Source organism: Bacillus sp. IS1 (assembly GCF_032461585.1).
In the GTDB taxonomy this organism is placed as follows: domain Bacteria; phylum Bacillota; class Bacilli; order Bacillales; family Bacillaceae; genus Bacillus; species Bacillus velezensis.
The window spans coordinates 57,172-73,134 of record NZ_JAWCWR010000004.1; the positions used below are offsets into that span (position 1 = coordinate 57,172).

At 49.4% G+C, this 15,963-nt stretch carries 15 protein-coding genes; 13 read left to right on the forward strand and 2 right to left on the reverse strand.

Annotation, left to right across the window (positions count from 1 at the left end; genetic code table 11):
* Window positions 1-56: 56 nt before the first annotated feature.
* The 9 genes from purC to purD all read left to right on the forward strand — a co-directional run bounded on the left by purC (window position 57) and on the right by purD (window position 9,863).
* Window positions 57-776: a phosphoribosylaminoimidazolesuccinocarboxamide synthase gene (gene purC / locus RUW00_RS15660; protein ID WP_007609852.1), complete on the forward strand. Its 720-nt coding sequence runs from the start codon at window positions 57-59 to the stop codon at window positions 774-776.
* The gene (gene purS / locus RUW00_RS15665) at window positions 776-1,030 is read left to right on the forward strand and encodes a phosphoribosylformylglycinamidine synthase subunit PurS (protein WP_003155758.1); all 255 of its coding nucleotides are present in this window, start codon (window positions 776-778) and stop codon (window positions 1,028-1,030) included. Before purC ends, purS begins: the two co-directional genes overlap by 1 nt.
* Complete coding sequence (gene purQ / locus RUW00_RS15670; RefSeq protein WP_021495182.1) at window positions 1,027-1,710, forward strand: phosphoribosylformylglycinamidine synthase subunit PurQ; 684 nt, start codon at window positions 1,027-1,029, stop codon at window positions 1,708-1,710. The genes purS and purQ overlap by 4 nt, the downstream gene beginning before the upstream one ends.
* A complete protein-coding gene (gene purL, locus RUW00_RS15675) occupies window positions 1,694-3,922 on the forward strand; it encodes a phosphoribosylformylglycinamidine synthase subunit PurL (protein ID WP_280144913.1) in 2,229 nt (742 codons plus the stop codon). Before purQ ends, purL begins: the two co-directional genes overlap by 17 nt.
* Window positions 3,898-5,328, forward strand: coding sequence for an amidophosphoribosyltransferase (gene purF, locus RUW00_RS15680; RefSeq protein ID WP_007408900.1), 1,431 nt, complete (start codon window positions 3,898-3,900; stop codon window positions 5,326-5,328). Before purL ends, purF begins: the two co-directional genes overlap by 25 nt.
* A 91-nt stretch (window positions 5,329-5,419) precedes the next feature.
* Complete coding sequence (purM, locus tag RUW00_RS15685) at window positions 5,420-6,460, forward strand: phosphoribosylformylglycinamidine cyclo-ligase (RefSeq protein WP_014417106.1); 1,041 nt, start codon at window positions 5,420-5,422, stop codon at window positions 6,458-6,460.
* Complete coding sequence (gene purN, locus RUW00_RS15690) at window positions 6,457-7,044, forward strand: phosphoribosylglycinamide formyltransferase (RefSeq protein WP_007408902.1); 588 nt, start codon at window positions 6,457-6,459, stop codon at window positions 7,042-7,044. The genes purM and purN overlap by 4 nt, the downstream gene beginning before the upstream one ends.
* Window positions 7,041-8,579, forward strand: coding sequence for a bifunctional phosphoribosylaminoimidazolecarboxamide formyltransferase/IMP cyclohydrolase (gene purH, locus RUW00_RS15695; protein WP_017419028.1), 1,539 nt, complete (start codon window positions 7,041-7,043; stop codon window positions 8,577-8,579). Before purN ends, purH begins: the two co-directional genes overlap by 4 nt.
* A gap of 15 nt (window positions 8,580-8,594) precedes the next feature.
* The gene (gene purD / locus RUW00_RS15700) at window positions 8,595-9,863 is read left to right on the forward strand and encodes a phosphoribosylamine--glycine ligase (RefSeq protein ID WP_280144914.1); all 1,269 of its coding nucleotides are present in this window, start codon (window positions 8,595-8,597) and stop codon (window positions 9,861-9,863) included.
* 156 nt (window positions 9,864-10,019) lie between these two features.
* Here purD and RUW00_RS15705 read toward each other — a convergent pair whose 3' ends face one another.
* Window positions 10,020-10,250 carry a YgaP family membrane protein gene (locus RUW00_RS15705; RefSeq protein WP_017419030.1) on the reverse strand — a complete coding sequence of 77 codons (231 nt, stop codon included), beginning with the start codon at window positions 10,248-10,250 and terminating at the stop codon, window positions 10,020-10,022.
* Window positions 10,251-10,371: 121 nt separating this feature from the next.
* Here RUW00_RS15705 and RUW00_RS15710 point away from each other — a divergent pair, with 121 nt between their 5' ends.
* The 3 genes from RUW00_RS15710 to RUW00_RS15720 are packed head-to-tail and all read left to right on the forward strand — an operon-like array spanning window position 10,372 to window position 13,448.
* Window positions 10,372-12,114 carry an adenine deaminase gene (locus RUW00_RS15710; RefSeq protein ID WP_280144915.1) on the forward strand — a complete coding sequence of 581 codons (1,743 nt, stop codon included), beginning with the start codon at window positions 10,372-10,374 and terminating at the stop codon, window positions 12,112-12,114.
* A gap of 24 nt (window positions 12,115-12,138) precedes the next feature.
* A complete protein-coding gene (locus RUW00_RS15715) occupies window positions 12,139-13,134 on the forward strand; it encodes a DUF3048 domain-containing protein (RefSeq protein ID WP_280144916.1) in 996 nt (331 codons plus the stop codon).
* A 2-nt stretch (window positions 13,135-13,136) separates the two neighbouring features.
* Entirely contained in the window at window positions 13,137-13,448 is a 312-nt protein-coding gene (locus RUW00_RS15720; protein WP_003155745.1) for a YerC/YecD family TrpR-related protein, read from the forward strand.
* A gap of 35 nt (window positions 13,449-13,483) precedes the next feature.
* Here RUW00_RS15720 and RUW00_RS15725 read toward each other — a convergent pair whose 3' ends face one another.
* On the reverse strand, window positions 13,484-15,058 hold the full coding sequence (locus tag RUW00_RS15725) for an FMN-binding glutamate synthase family protein (RefSeq protein WP_095061204.1): 1,575 nt from the start codon (window positions 15,056-15,058) through the stop codon (window positions 13,484-13,486).
* A 194-nt stretch (window positions 15,059-15,252) separates the two neighbouring features.
* Between RUW00_RS15725 and pcrB the strand changes: the two genes are divergently transcribed.
* Window positions 15,253-15,942 carry a heptaprenylglyceryl phosphate synthase gene (gene pcrB / locus RUW00_RS15730; RefSeq protein WP_003155740.1) on the forward strand — a complete coding sequence of 230 codons (690 nt, stop codon included), beginning with the start codon at window positions 15,253-15,255 and terminating at the stop codon, window positions 15,940-15,942.
* Window positions 15,943-15,963 lie beyond the last annotated feature (21 nt).

The following is a 15,963-nucleotide window of genomic DNA, read 5'->3' on the forward strand; positions in this document are numbered from 1 at the left end:
GCTTCTTCAGCCGCCATAGATTGAATATTCCCAACATTCGGGTTAGGAGGCCTTCCGTGAATATTGTGAACAATAATCTTCTTTATGAAGGAAAAGCGAAACGGATTTATCAAACTGAAGACGAACAGATTCTCCGCGTGGTCTACAAGGATTCCGCAACAGCCTTTAACGGTGAGAAAAAAGCGGAGATCAGCGGAAAGGGCCGTCTGAACAATGAAATTTCAAGCCTGATTTTCAAACATCTGCACGCCAAAGGAATTGACAACCACTTTGTGGAGCGTGTTTCAGAATCAGAGCAGCTTATCAAAAAAGTGAGCATCATTCCGCTTGAAGTCGTGGTCAGAAACATTGCCGCCGGAAGCATGTCGAAACGTCTCGGCATCCCGGAAGGAACTGAGCTTCCGCAGCCGATTATCGAATTTTACTACAAGGATGACGCACTGGGTGATCCGCTCATCACAGAAGATCATATCTGGCTCTTAAAAGCAGCTGCTCCTGAGCAGGTCAAAACGATCAAATCGATTACAAAACAGGTCAATCAAGAGCTGCAGCATATTTTTGAAGACTGCGGCGTCAGATTAATAGATTTTAAGCTGGAATTCGGCTTAGACGCAGAGGGACGGGTGCTTTTAGCAGATGAAATTTCTCCTGACACGTGCCGTCTGTGGGACAAAGACACAAACGAAAAGCTCGATAAAGATTTGTTCAGACGGAACCTGGGAAGCTTAACCGACGCATATGAAGAGATTTTCAAAAGACTGGGAGGCATTTCATAATGTATAAAGTGAAAGTTTATGTCAGCTTAAAAGAAAGTGTGCTCGATCCTCAAGGAAGCGCGGTGCAGCATGCATTGCACAGCATGACCTACAATGAAGTGCAGGATGTGCGCATCGGAAAATACATGGAGCTGACGATTGAAAAATCTGACCGCGATCTTGACGCGCTCGTGAAAGAAATGTGTGAAAAGCTCCTTGCCAATACAGTCATTGAAGACTACCGATATGAAGTTGAGGAGGTTGTCGCACAGTGAAATTTGCGGTGATTGTGTTACCCGGCTCCAACTGTGATATTGATATGTTCCACGCCGTAAAGGATGAACTCGGCGAAGAAGTCGAGTATGTCTGGCACGAGGAAACAAGCCTTGACGGATTTGACGGCGTGCTCATCCCCGGCGGGTTTTCATACGGCGACTACTTGAGATGCGGCGCCATCGCCAGATTCGCAAACATCATGCCGGCCGTGAAAAAAGCGGCTGCCGAAGGAAAACCGGTTCTCGGCGTCTGCAACGGATTCCAGATTCTGCAGGAGCTCGGACTTCTGCCCGGCGCGATGAGACGCAATAAAGATTTAAAGTTCATCTGCCGCCCGGTTGAATTAATCGTGCAGAACAGCGGCACGTTATTCACATCTTCCTATGAAAAAGGACAATCGATTACGATTCCGGTTGCCCACGGCGAAGGCAATTTCTACTGTGATGACGAAACGCTTGAAAGATTAAAAGAAAACAATCAAATCGCCTTCACATACGGCGGCGATATTAACGGAAGCGTCAGCGGCATTGCCGGCGTCGTGAATGAGAAAGGCAACGTATTAGGCATGATGCCTCACCCTGAGCGCGCAGTCGATGAACTGCTCGGCAGCGCAGACGGTCTTACATTGTTCCGGTCTATCGTGAAAAATTGGAGGGAAACTCATGTCGCTACTGCTTGAACCAAGTAAAGAACAGATAAAAGAAGAGAAACTCTATCAGCAAATGGGTGTCAGTGATGACGAGTTCGCACTCATTGAATCTATTATCGGAAGATTGCCGAACTACACGGAAATCGGGATTTTTTCCGTCATGTGGTCAGAGCACTGCAGCTATAAAAACTCAAAACCGGTTTTACGCAAATTCCCGACTAGCGGCGAACGCGTGCTGCAGGGTCCCGGAGAAGGCGCGGGAATCGTTGACATCGGTGACAATCAGGCGGTCGTGTTCAAAATTGAATCTCATAACCACCCGTCAGCGATTGAGCCATACCAAGGTGCTGCGACGGGAGTGGGCGGCATCATCCGTGATGTTTTCTCAATGGGAGCCCGTCCGATAGCTGTATTAAACTCTCTTCGATTTGGTGAGCTCACTTCACCTCGTGTGAAGTACTTGTTTGAAGAAGTAGTGGCGGGAATCGCGGGATACGGAAACTGTATCGGCATTCCGACGGTCGGCGGAGAAGTGCAGTTTGACGCAAGCTATGAGGGCAATCCGCTTGTCAATGCAATGTGCGTCGGCTTAATTGATCATAAAGATATTAAAAAAGGCCAGGCGAAAGGTGTCGGCAACACGGTCATGTACGTAGGCGCTAAAACGGGCCGCGACGGCATACACGGCGCTACTTTCGCATCAGAAGAAATGTCAGATTCATCTGAAGAAAAACGTTCCGCGGTGCAGGTCGGCGATCCTTTCATGGAAAAACTTCTCCTGGAAGCATGCCTTGAAGTCATCCAATGCGACGCCTTAGTCGGCATTCAGGATATGGGGGCGGCCGGTCTGACAAGTTCGAGTGCTGAAATGGCAAGCAAAGCCGGCTCCGGCATTGAAATGAACCTTGATCTCATTCCGCAGCGGGAAACAGGTATGACCGCTTACGAAATGATGCTTTCCGAGTCTCAGGAACGCATGCTTCTCGTCATTGAACGCGGACGTGAACAGGAAATTGTCGATATTTTTGATAAATATGATCTTGAAGCGGTTTCCGTAGGTCATGTTACGGATGATAAAATGCTCCGCCTCCGCCATAACGGAGAGGTTGTTTGCGAGCTTCCGGTCGACGCGCTGGCGGAAGAAGCGCCTGTATACCACAAGCCGTCAGCAGAACCCGCGTACTACCGCGAGTTTCAGGAAACGGAAGTTCCCGCGCCTGAAGTAAAAGATGCGACAGAGACGCTTTTTGCCCTGCTGCAGCAGCCGACAATCGCCAGCAAAGAGTGGGTGTACGATCAATATGACTACATGGTGCGCACAAATACGGTGGTCGCTCCGGGCTCTGACGCCGGTGTGCTCAGAATTCGCGGCACGAAAAAAGCGCTGGCGATGACGACGGATTGCAACGCGCGTTATTTATATCTTGATCCAGAAGAAGGCGGGAAAATCGCCGTTGCCGAAGCGGCGCGCAACATCGTATGCTCCGGCGCCGAACCGCTTGCGGTCACGGATAATCTGAATTTCGGAAACCCGGAAAAACCTGAAATTTTCTGGCAGATCGAAAAAGCGGCCGACGGCATCAGCGAGGCGTGCAATGTTCTCAGCACTCCCGTCATCGGCGGTAACGTATCACTTTATAATGAATCGAACGGAACGGCGATCTACCCGACGCCTGTGATCGGCATGGTCGGCTTAATTGAAGATACCGCTCATATTACGACACAGCATTTCAAACAAGCGGGGGATCTTGTATACGTGATCGGCGAAACAAAACCTGAGTTTGCCGGAAGCGAACTGCAAAAAATGACAGAAGGCCGCATTTACGGCAAAGCGCCGCAAATCGATCTTGATATAGAGCTGTCACGCCAAAAAACATTGCTTGACGCGATTAAAAAAGGCTTCGTTCAATCAGCGCATGATGTGTCTGAAGGCGGCTTAGGCGTGGCGGTTGCAGAAAGCGTCATGACGACGGAAAACCTTGGCGCCAACGTAACTGTTGCAGGGGAAGCGGCATTATTATTCTCTGAATCTCAATCACGCTTCGTCGTTTCGGTGAAAAAAGAACACCAAGCGGCATTTGAAGCGGCTGTGGCTGATGCGGTTCATATCGGTGAGGTAACGGCTGACGGACTTCTGGCGATTCAAAACCAGGACGGACAACAATTGGTTCACGCGCAAACGAAAGAACTTGAGCGCGCGTGGAAAGGAGCTATTCCATGCTTGCTGAAATCAAAGGCCTGAATGAAGAATGCGGTGTGTTTGGCATCTGGGGACATGAAGAAGCCCCGCAAATCACGTATTACGGCCTCCACAGCCTCCAGCACAGAGGACAGGAAGGCGCGGGAATTGTCGCAACTGACGGTGAAAAACTGACGGCGCATAAAGGACAGGGGCTTATTACCGAGGTTTTTCAAAACGGCGAACTGAGCAAAGTGAAGGGAAAAGGCGCGATCGGGCACGTCCGTTATGCGACGGCAGGCGGAGGCGGATATGAAAATGTCCAGCCGCTCCTGTTCCGTTCGCAAAACAACGGCAGCCTCGCGCTCGCCCATAACGGCAACTTGGTCAACGCCACACAGTTGAAGCAGCAGCTTGAAAACCAAGGGAGCATCTTTCAGACTTCCTCCGATACGGAAGTGCTGGCTCATCTGATTAAACGCAGCGGACACTTTTCGCTGAAGGATCAAATCAAAAATTCGCTGTCTATGCTGAAAGGCGCTTATGCCTTTTTAATCATGACTGAAACAGAAATGATCGTAGCGCTTGACCCGAACGGACTCAGACCGCTGTCAATCGGCATGATGGGTGATGCTTACGTCGTCGCTTCAGAAACGTGCGCATTCGATGTGGTCGGCGCGACATACCTTCGCGAGGTAGAGCCGGGCGAAATGCTGATCATCAATGATGAAGGCATGAAATCAGAGCGTTTCTCCATGAATATCAACCGTTCCATCTGCAGCATGGAGTACATTTATTTCTCAAGACCTGACAGCAATATCGACGGCATTAACGTGCACAGCGCCCGAAAAAACCTCGGAAAAATGCTTGCCCAGGAGTCCGCGGTTGAAGCGGATGTCGTCACAGGCGTGCCTGATTCCAGTATTTCTGCAGCCATCGGCTATGCCGAGGCAACGGGCATTCCGTACGAACTCGGTCTCATTAAAAACCGTTATGTCGGCAGAACATTTATTCAGCCGTCCCAGGCTCTGCGTGAGCAAGGCGTGAGAATGAAGCTGTCTGCGGTGCGCGGGGTTGTTGAAGGAAAACGGGTCGTCATGGTTGATGATTCCATCGTGCGCGGGACGACAAGCCGCCGGATTGTCACAATGCTCAGAGAAGCGGGAGCGACAGAGGTGCACGTCAAGATCAGTTCACCGCCGATCGCTCATCCGTGCTTCTACGGCATCGACACATCAACCCATGAGGAGCTGATCGCTTCTTCTCATTCCGTGGAAGAAATCCGCCAGATCATCGGTGCCGACACGCTTTCTTTCTTAAGTGTAGACGGATTGTTAAAAGGAGTCGGCCGAACATTTGAAGACACCAATTGCGGACAATGCCTCGCTTGTTTTACGGGCAAATATCCGACGGAAATTTATCAGGATACAGTGCTTCCTCACGTAAAAGAAGCGGTGCTGACAAAATAAAATCTGAAAATGACATAAAGGCAGCGGGAATTCAGGCTGCCTTTCTCTTTCTGCCTTTTAAGGAGAAACGAATTGACAAGGAGTGATAGGGATGTCTGATGCTTATAAAAATGCCGGAGTTGACATCGAAGCCGGATACGAAGCCGTCAAACGAATGAAAAAACACGTGGAGCGCACGAAAAGGCTCGGCGTTATGGGAAGCCTGGGCGGTTTTGGCGGAATGTTTGATCTGTCAGAGCTTCCGTATCAAAAGCCTGTTTTAATTTCCGGAACAGACGGTGTCGGCACCAAGCTGAAACTCGCATTTTCAATGGATAAGCATGACACGATCGGCGTCGATGCGGTCGCGATGTGTGTAAATGATGTGCTTGCCCAAGGAGCGGAGCCGCTGTTTTTCCTTGATTATTTGGCGGTCGGCAAGGCTGATCCGGTAAAAATTGAGCAGATCGTTCAGGGCGTGGCGGACGGATGCGAGCAGTCAGGATCAGCGCTTATCGGCGGTGAGACGGCGGAAATGCCGGGACTGTATACGGTTGATGAATACGATATTGCGGGCTTTTCAGTCGGCGTCGCGGAAAAAGACGAAATCGTCACCGGTGAACATATCGAAGAGGGGCATCTCTTAATCGGACTTACTTCAAGCGGCCTTCACAGCAACGGATTTTCCCTTGTGAGAAAAGTGCTTCTTGATGACGGCGGACTTGATTTGGATACTGTCTATGAACCGTTTGCGCGTCCTCTCGGAGAAGAATTGCTGGAACCGACGAGAATATATGTGAAGCCGGTGCTCAAGGCGGTGAAAAGCGGTAAGGTGGACGGCATGGCGCATGTGACAGGCGGAGGATTCATCGAGAACATCCCGCGGATGCTGCCGGACGGATTGAGTGCGGAAATTGATCACGGATCATGGCCGATCCCGCCGATTTTTCCGTTTCTGCAGGAGCACGGCAAGCTGAAAGAAGAAGAAATGTTCAATGTTTTTAATATGGGCATCGGTTTTGTCCTTGCCGTTAAAGAAGAAAACCTGACAGACGTCATCGACACGCTTGAAGCTCAGGGCGAGAAGGCTTATCTGATCGGCCGGGTCAAGCGGGGCGAAGGCATTTCTTTCGGCGGTGCGGCTCTTTCATGAAAAAGTTTGCGGTATTTGCTTCAGGAAACGGATCGAACTTCGAGGCCATTGCCAAACGCATGAGAGAAGAGAAGTGGGATGCGGAGCTCTCGCTTCTCGTGACGGATAAGCCTCAGGCAAAGGCGGTGGAAAGGGCGGAGGCTTTACACATTCCGTCATTTGCCTTTGAACCGTCATCTTTTGAAAACAAAGCGGCCTTTGAACGGGCCGTTATTGAACAGCTGCGCCTGCACGGGGCGGAATTAATCGTTCTCGCCGGCTATATGAGACTGATTGGAGATACGCTGCTTGAAGCATACGGGGGCCGCATTATTAATATACATCCCTCGCTTCTTCCGGCATTCCCCGGGATTGACGCTGTCGGACAGGCGTATCGGGCCGGTGTGAAAGTGGCGGGCATTACCGTTCATTACGTCGACGAAGGCATGGACACAGGACCGATTATCGCGCAAAAAGCATTCGAAATACAGGAAAACGATACGCTTGAAGACATAGAGCATACAATACACGAGCTTGAGCACAAATGGTATCCGAGCGTTGTGAAACAGCTGCTGGGACTAAATAACAGAGGTGAAAAGGCATGACAATCAAACGCGCACTAATCAGTGTTTCTGATAAAACAAATCTCGTACCTTTCGTAAAGGAACTGACAGAGCTCGGCGTCGAAGTCATTTCGACCGGAGGAACAAAAAAACTTCTCCAGGAAAACGGTGTGGATGTCATCGGCATTTCAGAAGTGACCGGATTTCCTGAAATTATGGACGGACGGTTAAAAACCCTCCATCCTAATATTCACGGCGGCCTGCTTGCCGTAAGAGACAATGAAGAGCATATGGCGCAGATCAATGAGCACGGCATTGCACCGATTGACCTTGTGGTTGTCAACCTTTATCCGTTTAAAGAAACGATTTCAAAAGAAGACGTAACATACGATGAAGCGATAGAAAACATTGATATCGGCGGTCCCGGCATGCTGCGCGCCGCATCGAAAAACCATCAGGATGTGACGGTCATCACAGATCCGGCCGATTACAGCTCCGTGCTCAATGAGATGAAAGAACACGGCGGTGTTTCGCTTAAAAGAAAACGCGAGCTTGCGGCCAAAGTATTCCGCCATACCGCGGCATACGACGCATTAATCGCTGATTACTTAACACGCGAGGCCGGTGAGAAAGACCCTGAGCAATTCACCGTTACATTTGAGAAAAAACAATCGCTCCGCTACGGTGAAAACCCTCACCAAGAGGCTGTTTTCTATCAAAGCGCACTTCCTGTCTCCGGTTCCATCGCGGCGGCAAAACAGCTTCACGGCAAAGAGCTTTCTTACAACAATATTAAGGACGCGGATGCGGCCGTTCAAATCGTCCGGGAGTTTACAGAACCCGCAGCTGTCGCCGTTAAACATATGAACCCGTGCGGAGTCGGTACGGGAGCTTCAATTGAGGAAGCATTCAATAAAGCGTATGAAGCTGATAAAACCTCCATTTTCGGCGGCATCATCGCGCTGAACCGTGAAGTTGATCAGGCAACGGCTGAAGCCCTTCACGGCATCTTTTTAGAAATCATTATCGCCCCTTCTTTCAGTGAAGAAGCGCTGAACGTGCTGACGGCGAAGAAAAACCTTCGTCTGCTCACGCTTGACGTGACCGCATCAGGGAAGAAAGAAAAACAGCTGACATCCGTACAGGGCGGCCTTTTGATTCAAGATTTAGACGTCCATGGATTTGATGACGCCGACATCAGCATCCCGACAAAAAGAGAGCCGAACGAGCAGGAATGGGAAGATCTGAAGCTCGCCTGGAAAGTCGTCAAACACGTGAAATCCAACGCGATCGTTCTTGCAAAAGACCATATGACGGTCGGTGTGGGCGCAGGACAGATGAATCGCGTCGGTTCAGCTAAAATCGCCATTGAGCAGGCCGGAGAAAAAGCAAAAGGCAGCGCGCTCGGATCAGACGCGTTTTTCCCGATGCCGGATACAGTCGAAGAAGCCGCAAAAGCCGGTGTCACGGCGATTATCCAGCCCGGCGGATCGGTCCGCGATGAAGATTCGATTAAAAAAGCGGATGAATACGGCATCGCCATGGTATTCACCGGCATCAGACATTTCAAACATTAAGAGGGGGAACGAAGCGTGAATGTATTGATTATCGGAAAAGGCGGCAGAGAGCATACATTGGCTTGGAAAGCGGCGCAAAGCCCGCTTGTTGACACGGTGTACACCGCGCCCGGAAATGACGGTATGGCAGACTGCGCGACGCTGGTCAACATTGAAGAAAGCGATCATGCCGCACTCATTGCGTTTGCGAAAGAACATCATGTCGGCCTGACGATTATCGGCCCTGAAGTTCCTCTGATTGAAGGAATAGCGGACGAGTTTGAAAAAGCCGGACTGCTTGTTTTCGGACCGTCTGAAAAAGCGGCAATCATTGAAGGAAGCAAACAGTTTGCCAAGGATTTAATGAAAAAATACGGCATTCCGACGGCGGAATATGAGACGTTTACTTCATTTGAAGAGGCGAAAGCATATGTGCAGCAAAAAGGCGCGCCGATTGTCATTAAAGCGGACGGGCTTGCCGCCGGAAAAGGTGTCACGGTCGCGATGACGGAAGAAGAAGCGATTGAATGCCTGCACGATTTTCTTGAGGATGAGAAATTCGGCGAGGCGAGCGCATCTGTTGTCATTGAAGAGTTCCTCGCCGGCGAAGAATTTTCTTTAATGGCGTTTGTAAAAGGGGAGACCGTCTATCCGATGGTAATCGCTCAAGATCATAAACGCGCCTTCGATGGAGACAAAGGGCCGAATACGGGCGGAATGGGCGCCTACTCACCGGTGCCGCACATTTCCGATGATATCGTCAGAAGCGCAGTCGAAACGATTGTGAAGCCGGCGGCAAAAGCAATGGTGAAAGAGGGACGCTCCTTCACGGGCGTGCTGTACGCGGGGCTGATTTTGACGGAAAACGGATCAAAAGTCATTGAATTCAACGCGCGCTTCGGAGATCCGGAAACACAGGTTGTCGTGCCGAGAATGGAATCTGACCTCATCCAGGTGCTTTTGGATCTGCTGCATGAGAAGGATGTTGACCTAAGGTGGAAAGATACGGCCGCCGTCAGCGTTGTGCTGGCTTCTGAAGGCTATCCGGAAGGCTATGCGAAAGGGACGCCGATCGGCAGTTTGATGTCCGCTGAAGACGGGATCGCCATTTTTCATGCCGGAACGAAAAAAGACGGCGGACAATTTGTCACAAACGGCGGTCGGGTCGCCAATGTCACCGCATTTGCTGAGACATTTGAAGCGGCGAGAGATAAAGTGTACAGCGCCGTTTCAGGGCTGACAAAACCCGGAATGTTTTACAGAAGCGACATCGGCGCCCGTGCGCTGAAAGCTTCTCAACGATAGAAAGCAGAACCCCGCAGCACCCGAGCTGCGGGGTTTTTTACGTAAGCTGAGGACGGCCTAGGTTGTCGGCTTGCCAGTCATCGATGAAGGCGTATAGACGGATTCTTCTCAGACTCGCGGGACAGGAGAAATTAAATAACAAGCCGAAACGGCTTGTTATTTTTCTTGCTGATGGCTGTCATCCTGATTCATTCCGGTTTGGAACATATATGTCACCGGGCAGAAGCGGAGGATGCCGGACGCCGCTTTCATTGCGCCCATCATCATACAGAAGAGATGCATCTTGCACCAAGGTTTTCTCGTGTATTTCGCTGAAGCAGCAGACAAAATGGTGAGGCCGCAAGTGATGCGCATAACGGCATTTAATAAACTGATATTCGGTTTCATCATTTCAGCTCCCTTAGAAAAAGTTTTTCATTCATCTTCAATAATTTGTAACGTTTTAGCCGTGCGATAATTGTGCGGATGTGATACGATGGGTCTAATATAAGCGAAGGAGAGTATGTGAATGTCCGAACGTACCTTTAACTGGAAAAATAAAGACATCAGATCACAGGCGGATGTTGTAGACTCAAAGCTGCTTCCAACGCTACTTTTACGGGATGCTCTCGTATTAAATCCTTTTTTAAAACAATGGCTGAAAAAGAACGTCTGGATTTACGGAGACCGAATTGTATATGTTGGTCATGAGCTTCCTGATGCAGCTGAGCACATTCATACCATAAATTGTGAAGGAAAATACATTGTGCCAGGTTACATTGAACCGCATACACATCCTTTTCAAATATATAATCCCCAAACGCTCGCCGAATATGTGTCTCAATTCGGAACAACGACGTTTGTTAATGATAACTTGTTTTTTCTTTTGCACAGCGGTAAAAAGAAAGCGCTTACTATATTGGAAGAACTGAAAAAACAGCCGGTGCAATATTTCTGGTGGTCCAGATATGATCTGCAGACTGAAGTGCTGAATGAGGATCAGCTTCTTTCTTTTGATGTCCGCAAGCAGTGGATTGAGCACCCGGATGTCATTCAAGGCGGAGAATTGACCGGATGGCCGCGCCTCATGGACGGAGATGACCTGATGCTTCATTGCATGCAGGCGACAAAGAAACTGCGCAAGCGGATAGAAGGGCATTTTCCCGGGGCCTCTGAAAAAACACTGACGAAGATGAAACTGTTCGGAGCTGATTCCGACCACGAGGCGATGAATGGCGGCGAGGTGATGAGACGGCTTGAATTGGGCTACTATGTTTCGCTCAGACATTCATCCATCCGCCCTGATTTGAGAACGATTTTGCAGGATCTTCATCAAAAAGGCTTCCGGCATTATGATCATTTCTTCTACACAACGGATGGAGCGACGCCGCATTTTTATAAAGGCGGCATGACGAATGAATTAATCAAAATCGCTTTGGAGGAAGGAGTTCCGGCGATTGACGCCTACAATATGGCCTCCTTTAATATCGCGAAGTATTATCAGATGGACGACTTTCTCGGTGTGATCGGTCCGGGCCGGCTTGCTTCATTGAACATTCTCGATGACCCGATGAATCCTGACCCGGTCACGGTGATCTCCAAAGGTATCCTGGTGAGGGAAGACAGTCGAAATATGAATGCGTTTACAGAAACGGATTGGAAAAAGGGCGGTCTTGTCCCTCTTGAGCTTTCATATGATATGACGATGGATGATTTACAGTTTTCAATGCCGATGGGTGTGTCCATGCGCAACGCGGTCATTATGGAGCCGTATATGATTGCGATTGATAATTCTGTTGACCAGCTTTCTTTTGATCATGATGAATGCTATCTCACGCTTCTCGATAAGCATGGAAAATGGCGGGTTAATACAATGCTGAAAGGTTTTGCCGATCGGGTGCAGGGCTTTGTCAGTTCCTACACGACAACAGGAGATATTATCGCTGCCGGAAAAAATAAGGAAGATATCCTGCTCGCTTTCTCACGGATGAAAGAAATCGGCGGCGGAATCGTGCTTGCCGAAAACGGGAAGATTCTGCATGAGATTCCCCTCGCCTTAAACGGTTCTGCATCTGCGGAGAATTATGAAGAAGTGCTTGAGAAAGAGCAAAAACTGAGGACGCTGCTGGAGGAGCGGGGCTACCGATTCTGCGATCCGATCTATACGCTGCTCTTTTTGCAGAGCACACACCTGCCTTATATCCGCATTACGCCGAGAGGAATATTCGACGTGATGAAAAAAACTGTACTCTTTCCATCGATAATGCGTTAAAATATAAAAGCAGGGAGCCGACATATGAAAAGATGGAAAACCGTTTGTATGCTTTGTTTTGCGGTTTTGCTGCTTGCCGCCTGCCGGCAGAACAATGCCGATCAGGTGCAGCCGAAAGAAGCGGAAGCTCCTTTAACGGGGCTGAAAACTGAGCAGAAGCTTGCAGAACGCCGTCCGATTGCAGTCGCAGTGAACAATCATCCGAAGGCGAGGCCCCAATCCGGGCTGTCAAAGGCGGATGTTGTCATCGAGGCGCTTGCGGAGGGCCGGATTACGCGGTTTCTCGCGATTTTTCAAAGTGAGATGCCGGAAACGGTCGGGCCTGTGCGGAGCGCGAGAGAATATTTTGTCACGCTCAGCAGCGGGTTTAACAGCATATTTGTCCATCATGGCTGGAGTCCCGGCGCAAAAAAGCAGCTGGAGTCCGGAGCTTACGATTATATAAACGGTTTGGATTTTGACGGAAGCCTGTTTTGGAGAGCCGATTTCAGCAAGCCGCCCCACAATTCCTATACGTCGTATGACAATATCAGGAAGGCGGCGGAACAAAAAGGATACAAGCTGAACGGAAAAACAGAACCGCTCCCATTTCAGACATCAGATGCAAAACCCGGAAACGAAACCTACAATATTCGGATAGATTATGGAACACAAAACATTACAAATCTTGTCGAATACGATTATGATAAAAAAGCTGATGCTTATACAAGAAGCTCTGATGGTGTGAAAGCGACAGACCGGGAGACCGGAAAGCCTTTAGCCATGCACAACATTTTTATTGTTGAAGCCGGCCATCGCATGACAGACAAAGATGGAAGGCGGGCCATCGATATTCAGTCAGGGGGGAAGGGCCTCCTGCTTCAGCACGGCGATGTTATGGAGTCAGACTGGGAATATAAAGACGGCCGTATTCTGCCCGTAAAAGGCGGTGAGATTCTTCCGTTTGTGCCAGGAAAGACATGGATTAATATCGTGCCTGATCTCGATGCAGCTTCCATTAGTAAAGGAGAAGGTGTTTGACGATGCAAATCGATAAATTACGCGGAAAAGAACTGGACCAGTTATTTTTATCTATTTTATCGCTGAAAGATCTGGAGGAATGCTATCGTTTCTTTGACGATCTTTGTACGATTAATGAAATCCAATCGCTGGCGCAGCGTTTGGAAGTGGCAAGAATGCTCCGCGAAGGAAATACGTATCACAAAATTGAAAGCGAAACGGGTGCTTCCACAGCGACGATTTCCCGGGTGAAGCGCTGCTTAAATTACGGTAACGACGCCTATGAAATGGCGCTTGACCGCGTAAACAAAGGAGAATCCTCCTCAGCTACGTAAAAAACCGCTCTGCCGATGACGGCAGGCGGTTTTTTTTATGCGTGCTGATTCAAAAGGCCGGGAAGTTCCCTCAGGCTTCCGTCTTCCTCCCGGTATACGATGTGTTCAGCTGAGAAATGAACCGGCGAGCTGATGCCCGCCGCCGCGGCAAGGTGAAACAGCCCTTCACGCAACGAGAGCACGTAGTTGCAGACGCGGTGCTGTTTATCCTCGATACTGAGCGCGCGCTGAAGTTTTGGATCGGTTGTCGCCACTCCGACAGGACAATGATTGGTGTGGCATACTTGAGCGCGGATACAGCCGACTGAAAACATCATTCCCCGGGCAATATTGACAAAATCCGCGCCTAACGCGAGGGCAACGGCAATCTTATCCGGAGTGAGCAGCTTTCCGGATGCGAAAATTTTCAGCTTATCTCTTATCCCGTATGTCTTCAAAAGGCCGTCAACAAGGGGAAGGCCGGTCAGAATCGGCAGGCCGACGGAATCCGCCAGCTCATGGAAAGAAGCTCCCGTTCCCCCTTCACTGCCGTCAATCGTAATAAAGTCGGGAAGTTTGCCTGATGAGCTCATACAGGAAATAAGGTCTTCAAGGTCTTTGCGGCTTCCCGGGACAATTTTGATGCCGACCGGTTTTTCGCCGACAGTCCTTAATTTCTCAATGAAATCAAGCATGTCCGGAACATTTGAGAACTCGTTGAAGCGGTTTGGGCTGTCAATGGATTGTCCGGGCTGCACATTTCTGATGGCGGCAATTTCTTCGGTCACCTTTGAACCGTCAATATGCCCGCCTCTTGCTTTCGCCCCTTGCGCAAGCTTTAATTCAAAGGCTTTAATCTGTTCGAGGCGGCTTTTTTTCTTAAATTCTTCCCACGAAAATTCTCCTTCTTCGGTGCGGACGCCGAACAGCCCGGGACCGATTTGGCAGATAATATCCGCGCCGCCTTTCAGGTGATACTCAGACAGGCCGCCTTCGCCTGTATTCATCCATGTGCCGCCGGCCTGGTGCAGCCCTTTTGACAGGGCGGTAATTGCCCGGTCGCCAAGTGAGCCGTAGCTCATCGCTGATTGTCCGATTAACCCTTTCACATAAAACGGCTTCTTGCATGTATCGCGGCCGATCACTTGCACATCGTCCGGATGCAGGTAATAAGGGTCCGCCTTTGCTTTTTCGCGGTGTTCGCTGCGTTTCAGCAGGTTGTCTTTGTCAATTTTGTATATCATCGTGTCGATCTTCGGCGTCTGATCTGCGCGCAGCTCCTCCCTTTGTTTCGGGAAGAGGGCGTTACGGATATAATAGCCCGGCTGATCGAAATCCCGTTCTGAGCCGAAGCCCATCATTCTGCTTTTATACTTTCCCGACATGACCGTCTGTTCATATTCTCTCCGGGAAAACGGCTGTTCTTCGTTATCATTGCTGAATAAATACTGCCGCAGCTCTGGTCCGATTTTTTCAAATATATAGCGCAGTTTTCCCGCTACGGGATAATTGCGCAGCACTGAATGTTCTTCCTGCTTTTCGTCTCTTATGTATATCCAGAGAAACAATGCGGCGGGAACTAAAATAATAAAGATCAATATACAAATCAGTACGATAATGGCTTGTTCCATTGAGATCAGACTCCTTGTCTTTTTTCTCTTTGACATTCCACATATTGTCTGTTTTCAAACATAGCCGTTTCCCGTCCGGCGGAGCGCAATCTTTTTTGTGAATCAGGTGAATGACGTCTTTTTCCGTTTTTCCGGGCCAAACGAATTTGTTATAATGTTTAAATGGCAAGAAACGAATGGAGGAACGAAAACGCATGTACGATGTTAACGAGTGGAAGCATGTTTTTAAACTCGATCCGAATAAAGATTTACCGGATGAACAGCTGGAACGGCTTTGTGAATCAGGGACTGACGCCATTGTGATCGGAGGAAGCGACAATATCACCGAGGACAATGTGCTGAGACTGATGTCAAAGGTGCGGCGGTTTTTAGTGCCGTGCGTACTTGAGGTGTCGACGATTGATTCCATTGTGCCCGGGTTTGATCTTTATTTCATTCCGAGTGTGCTCAACAGCAAAAAGGCGGACTGGATTGTCGGCATGCATCATCAGGCGATGAAAGAATACGGAGAGCTCATGTCAATGGAGGAAATCGTGACGGAGGGCTACTGCATCGTCAATCCTGATTGTAAGGCGGCTGCTTTGACGGAGGCGGATACACATATAGAAACAGAAGATATTCTCGCCTATGCGCGGGTCGCGGAACATTTGCTTCATCTCCCGATTTTTTATCTGGAATACAGCGGGATGCTGGCGGACATAGAAACGGTGGAGAAAACGAAGGCTGTGCTGGACAAGTCCGTCCTGTTTTACGGAGGCGGCATTAAAGACGCGGAAACGGCGGAAAGGTTCGGCCGTCATGCCGATGTCATCGTTGTCGGCAATGCCGTATATGAAGATTTTGATCAGGCGCTAAAAACAGTGGCGGCTGTAAAGACAAAGTAGCCAAGCGGACGAAATTGATTT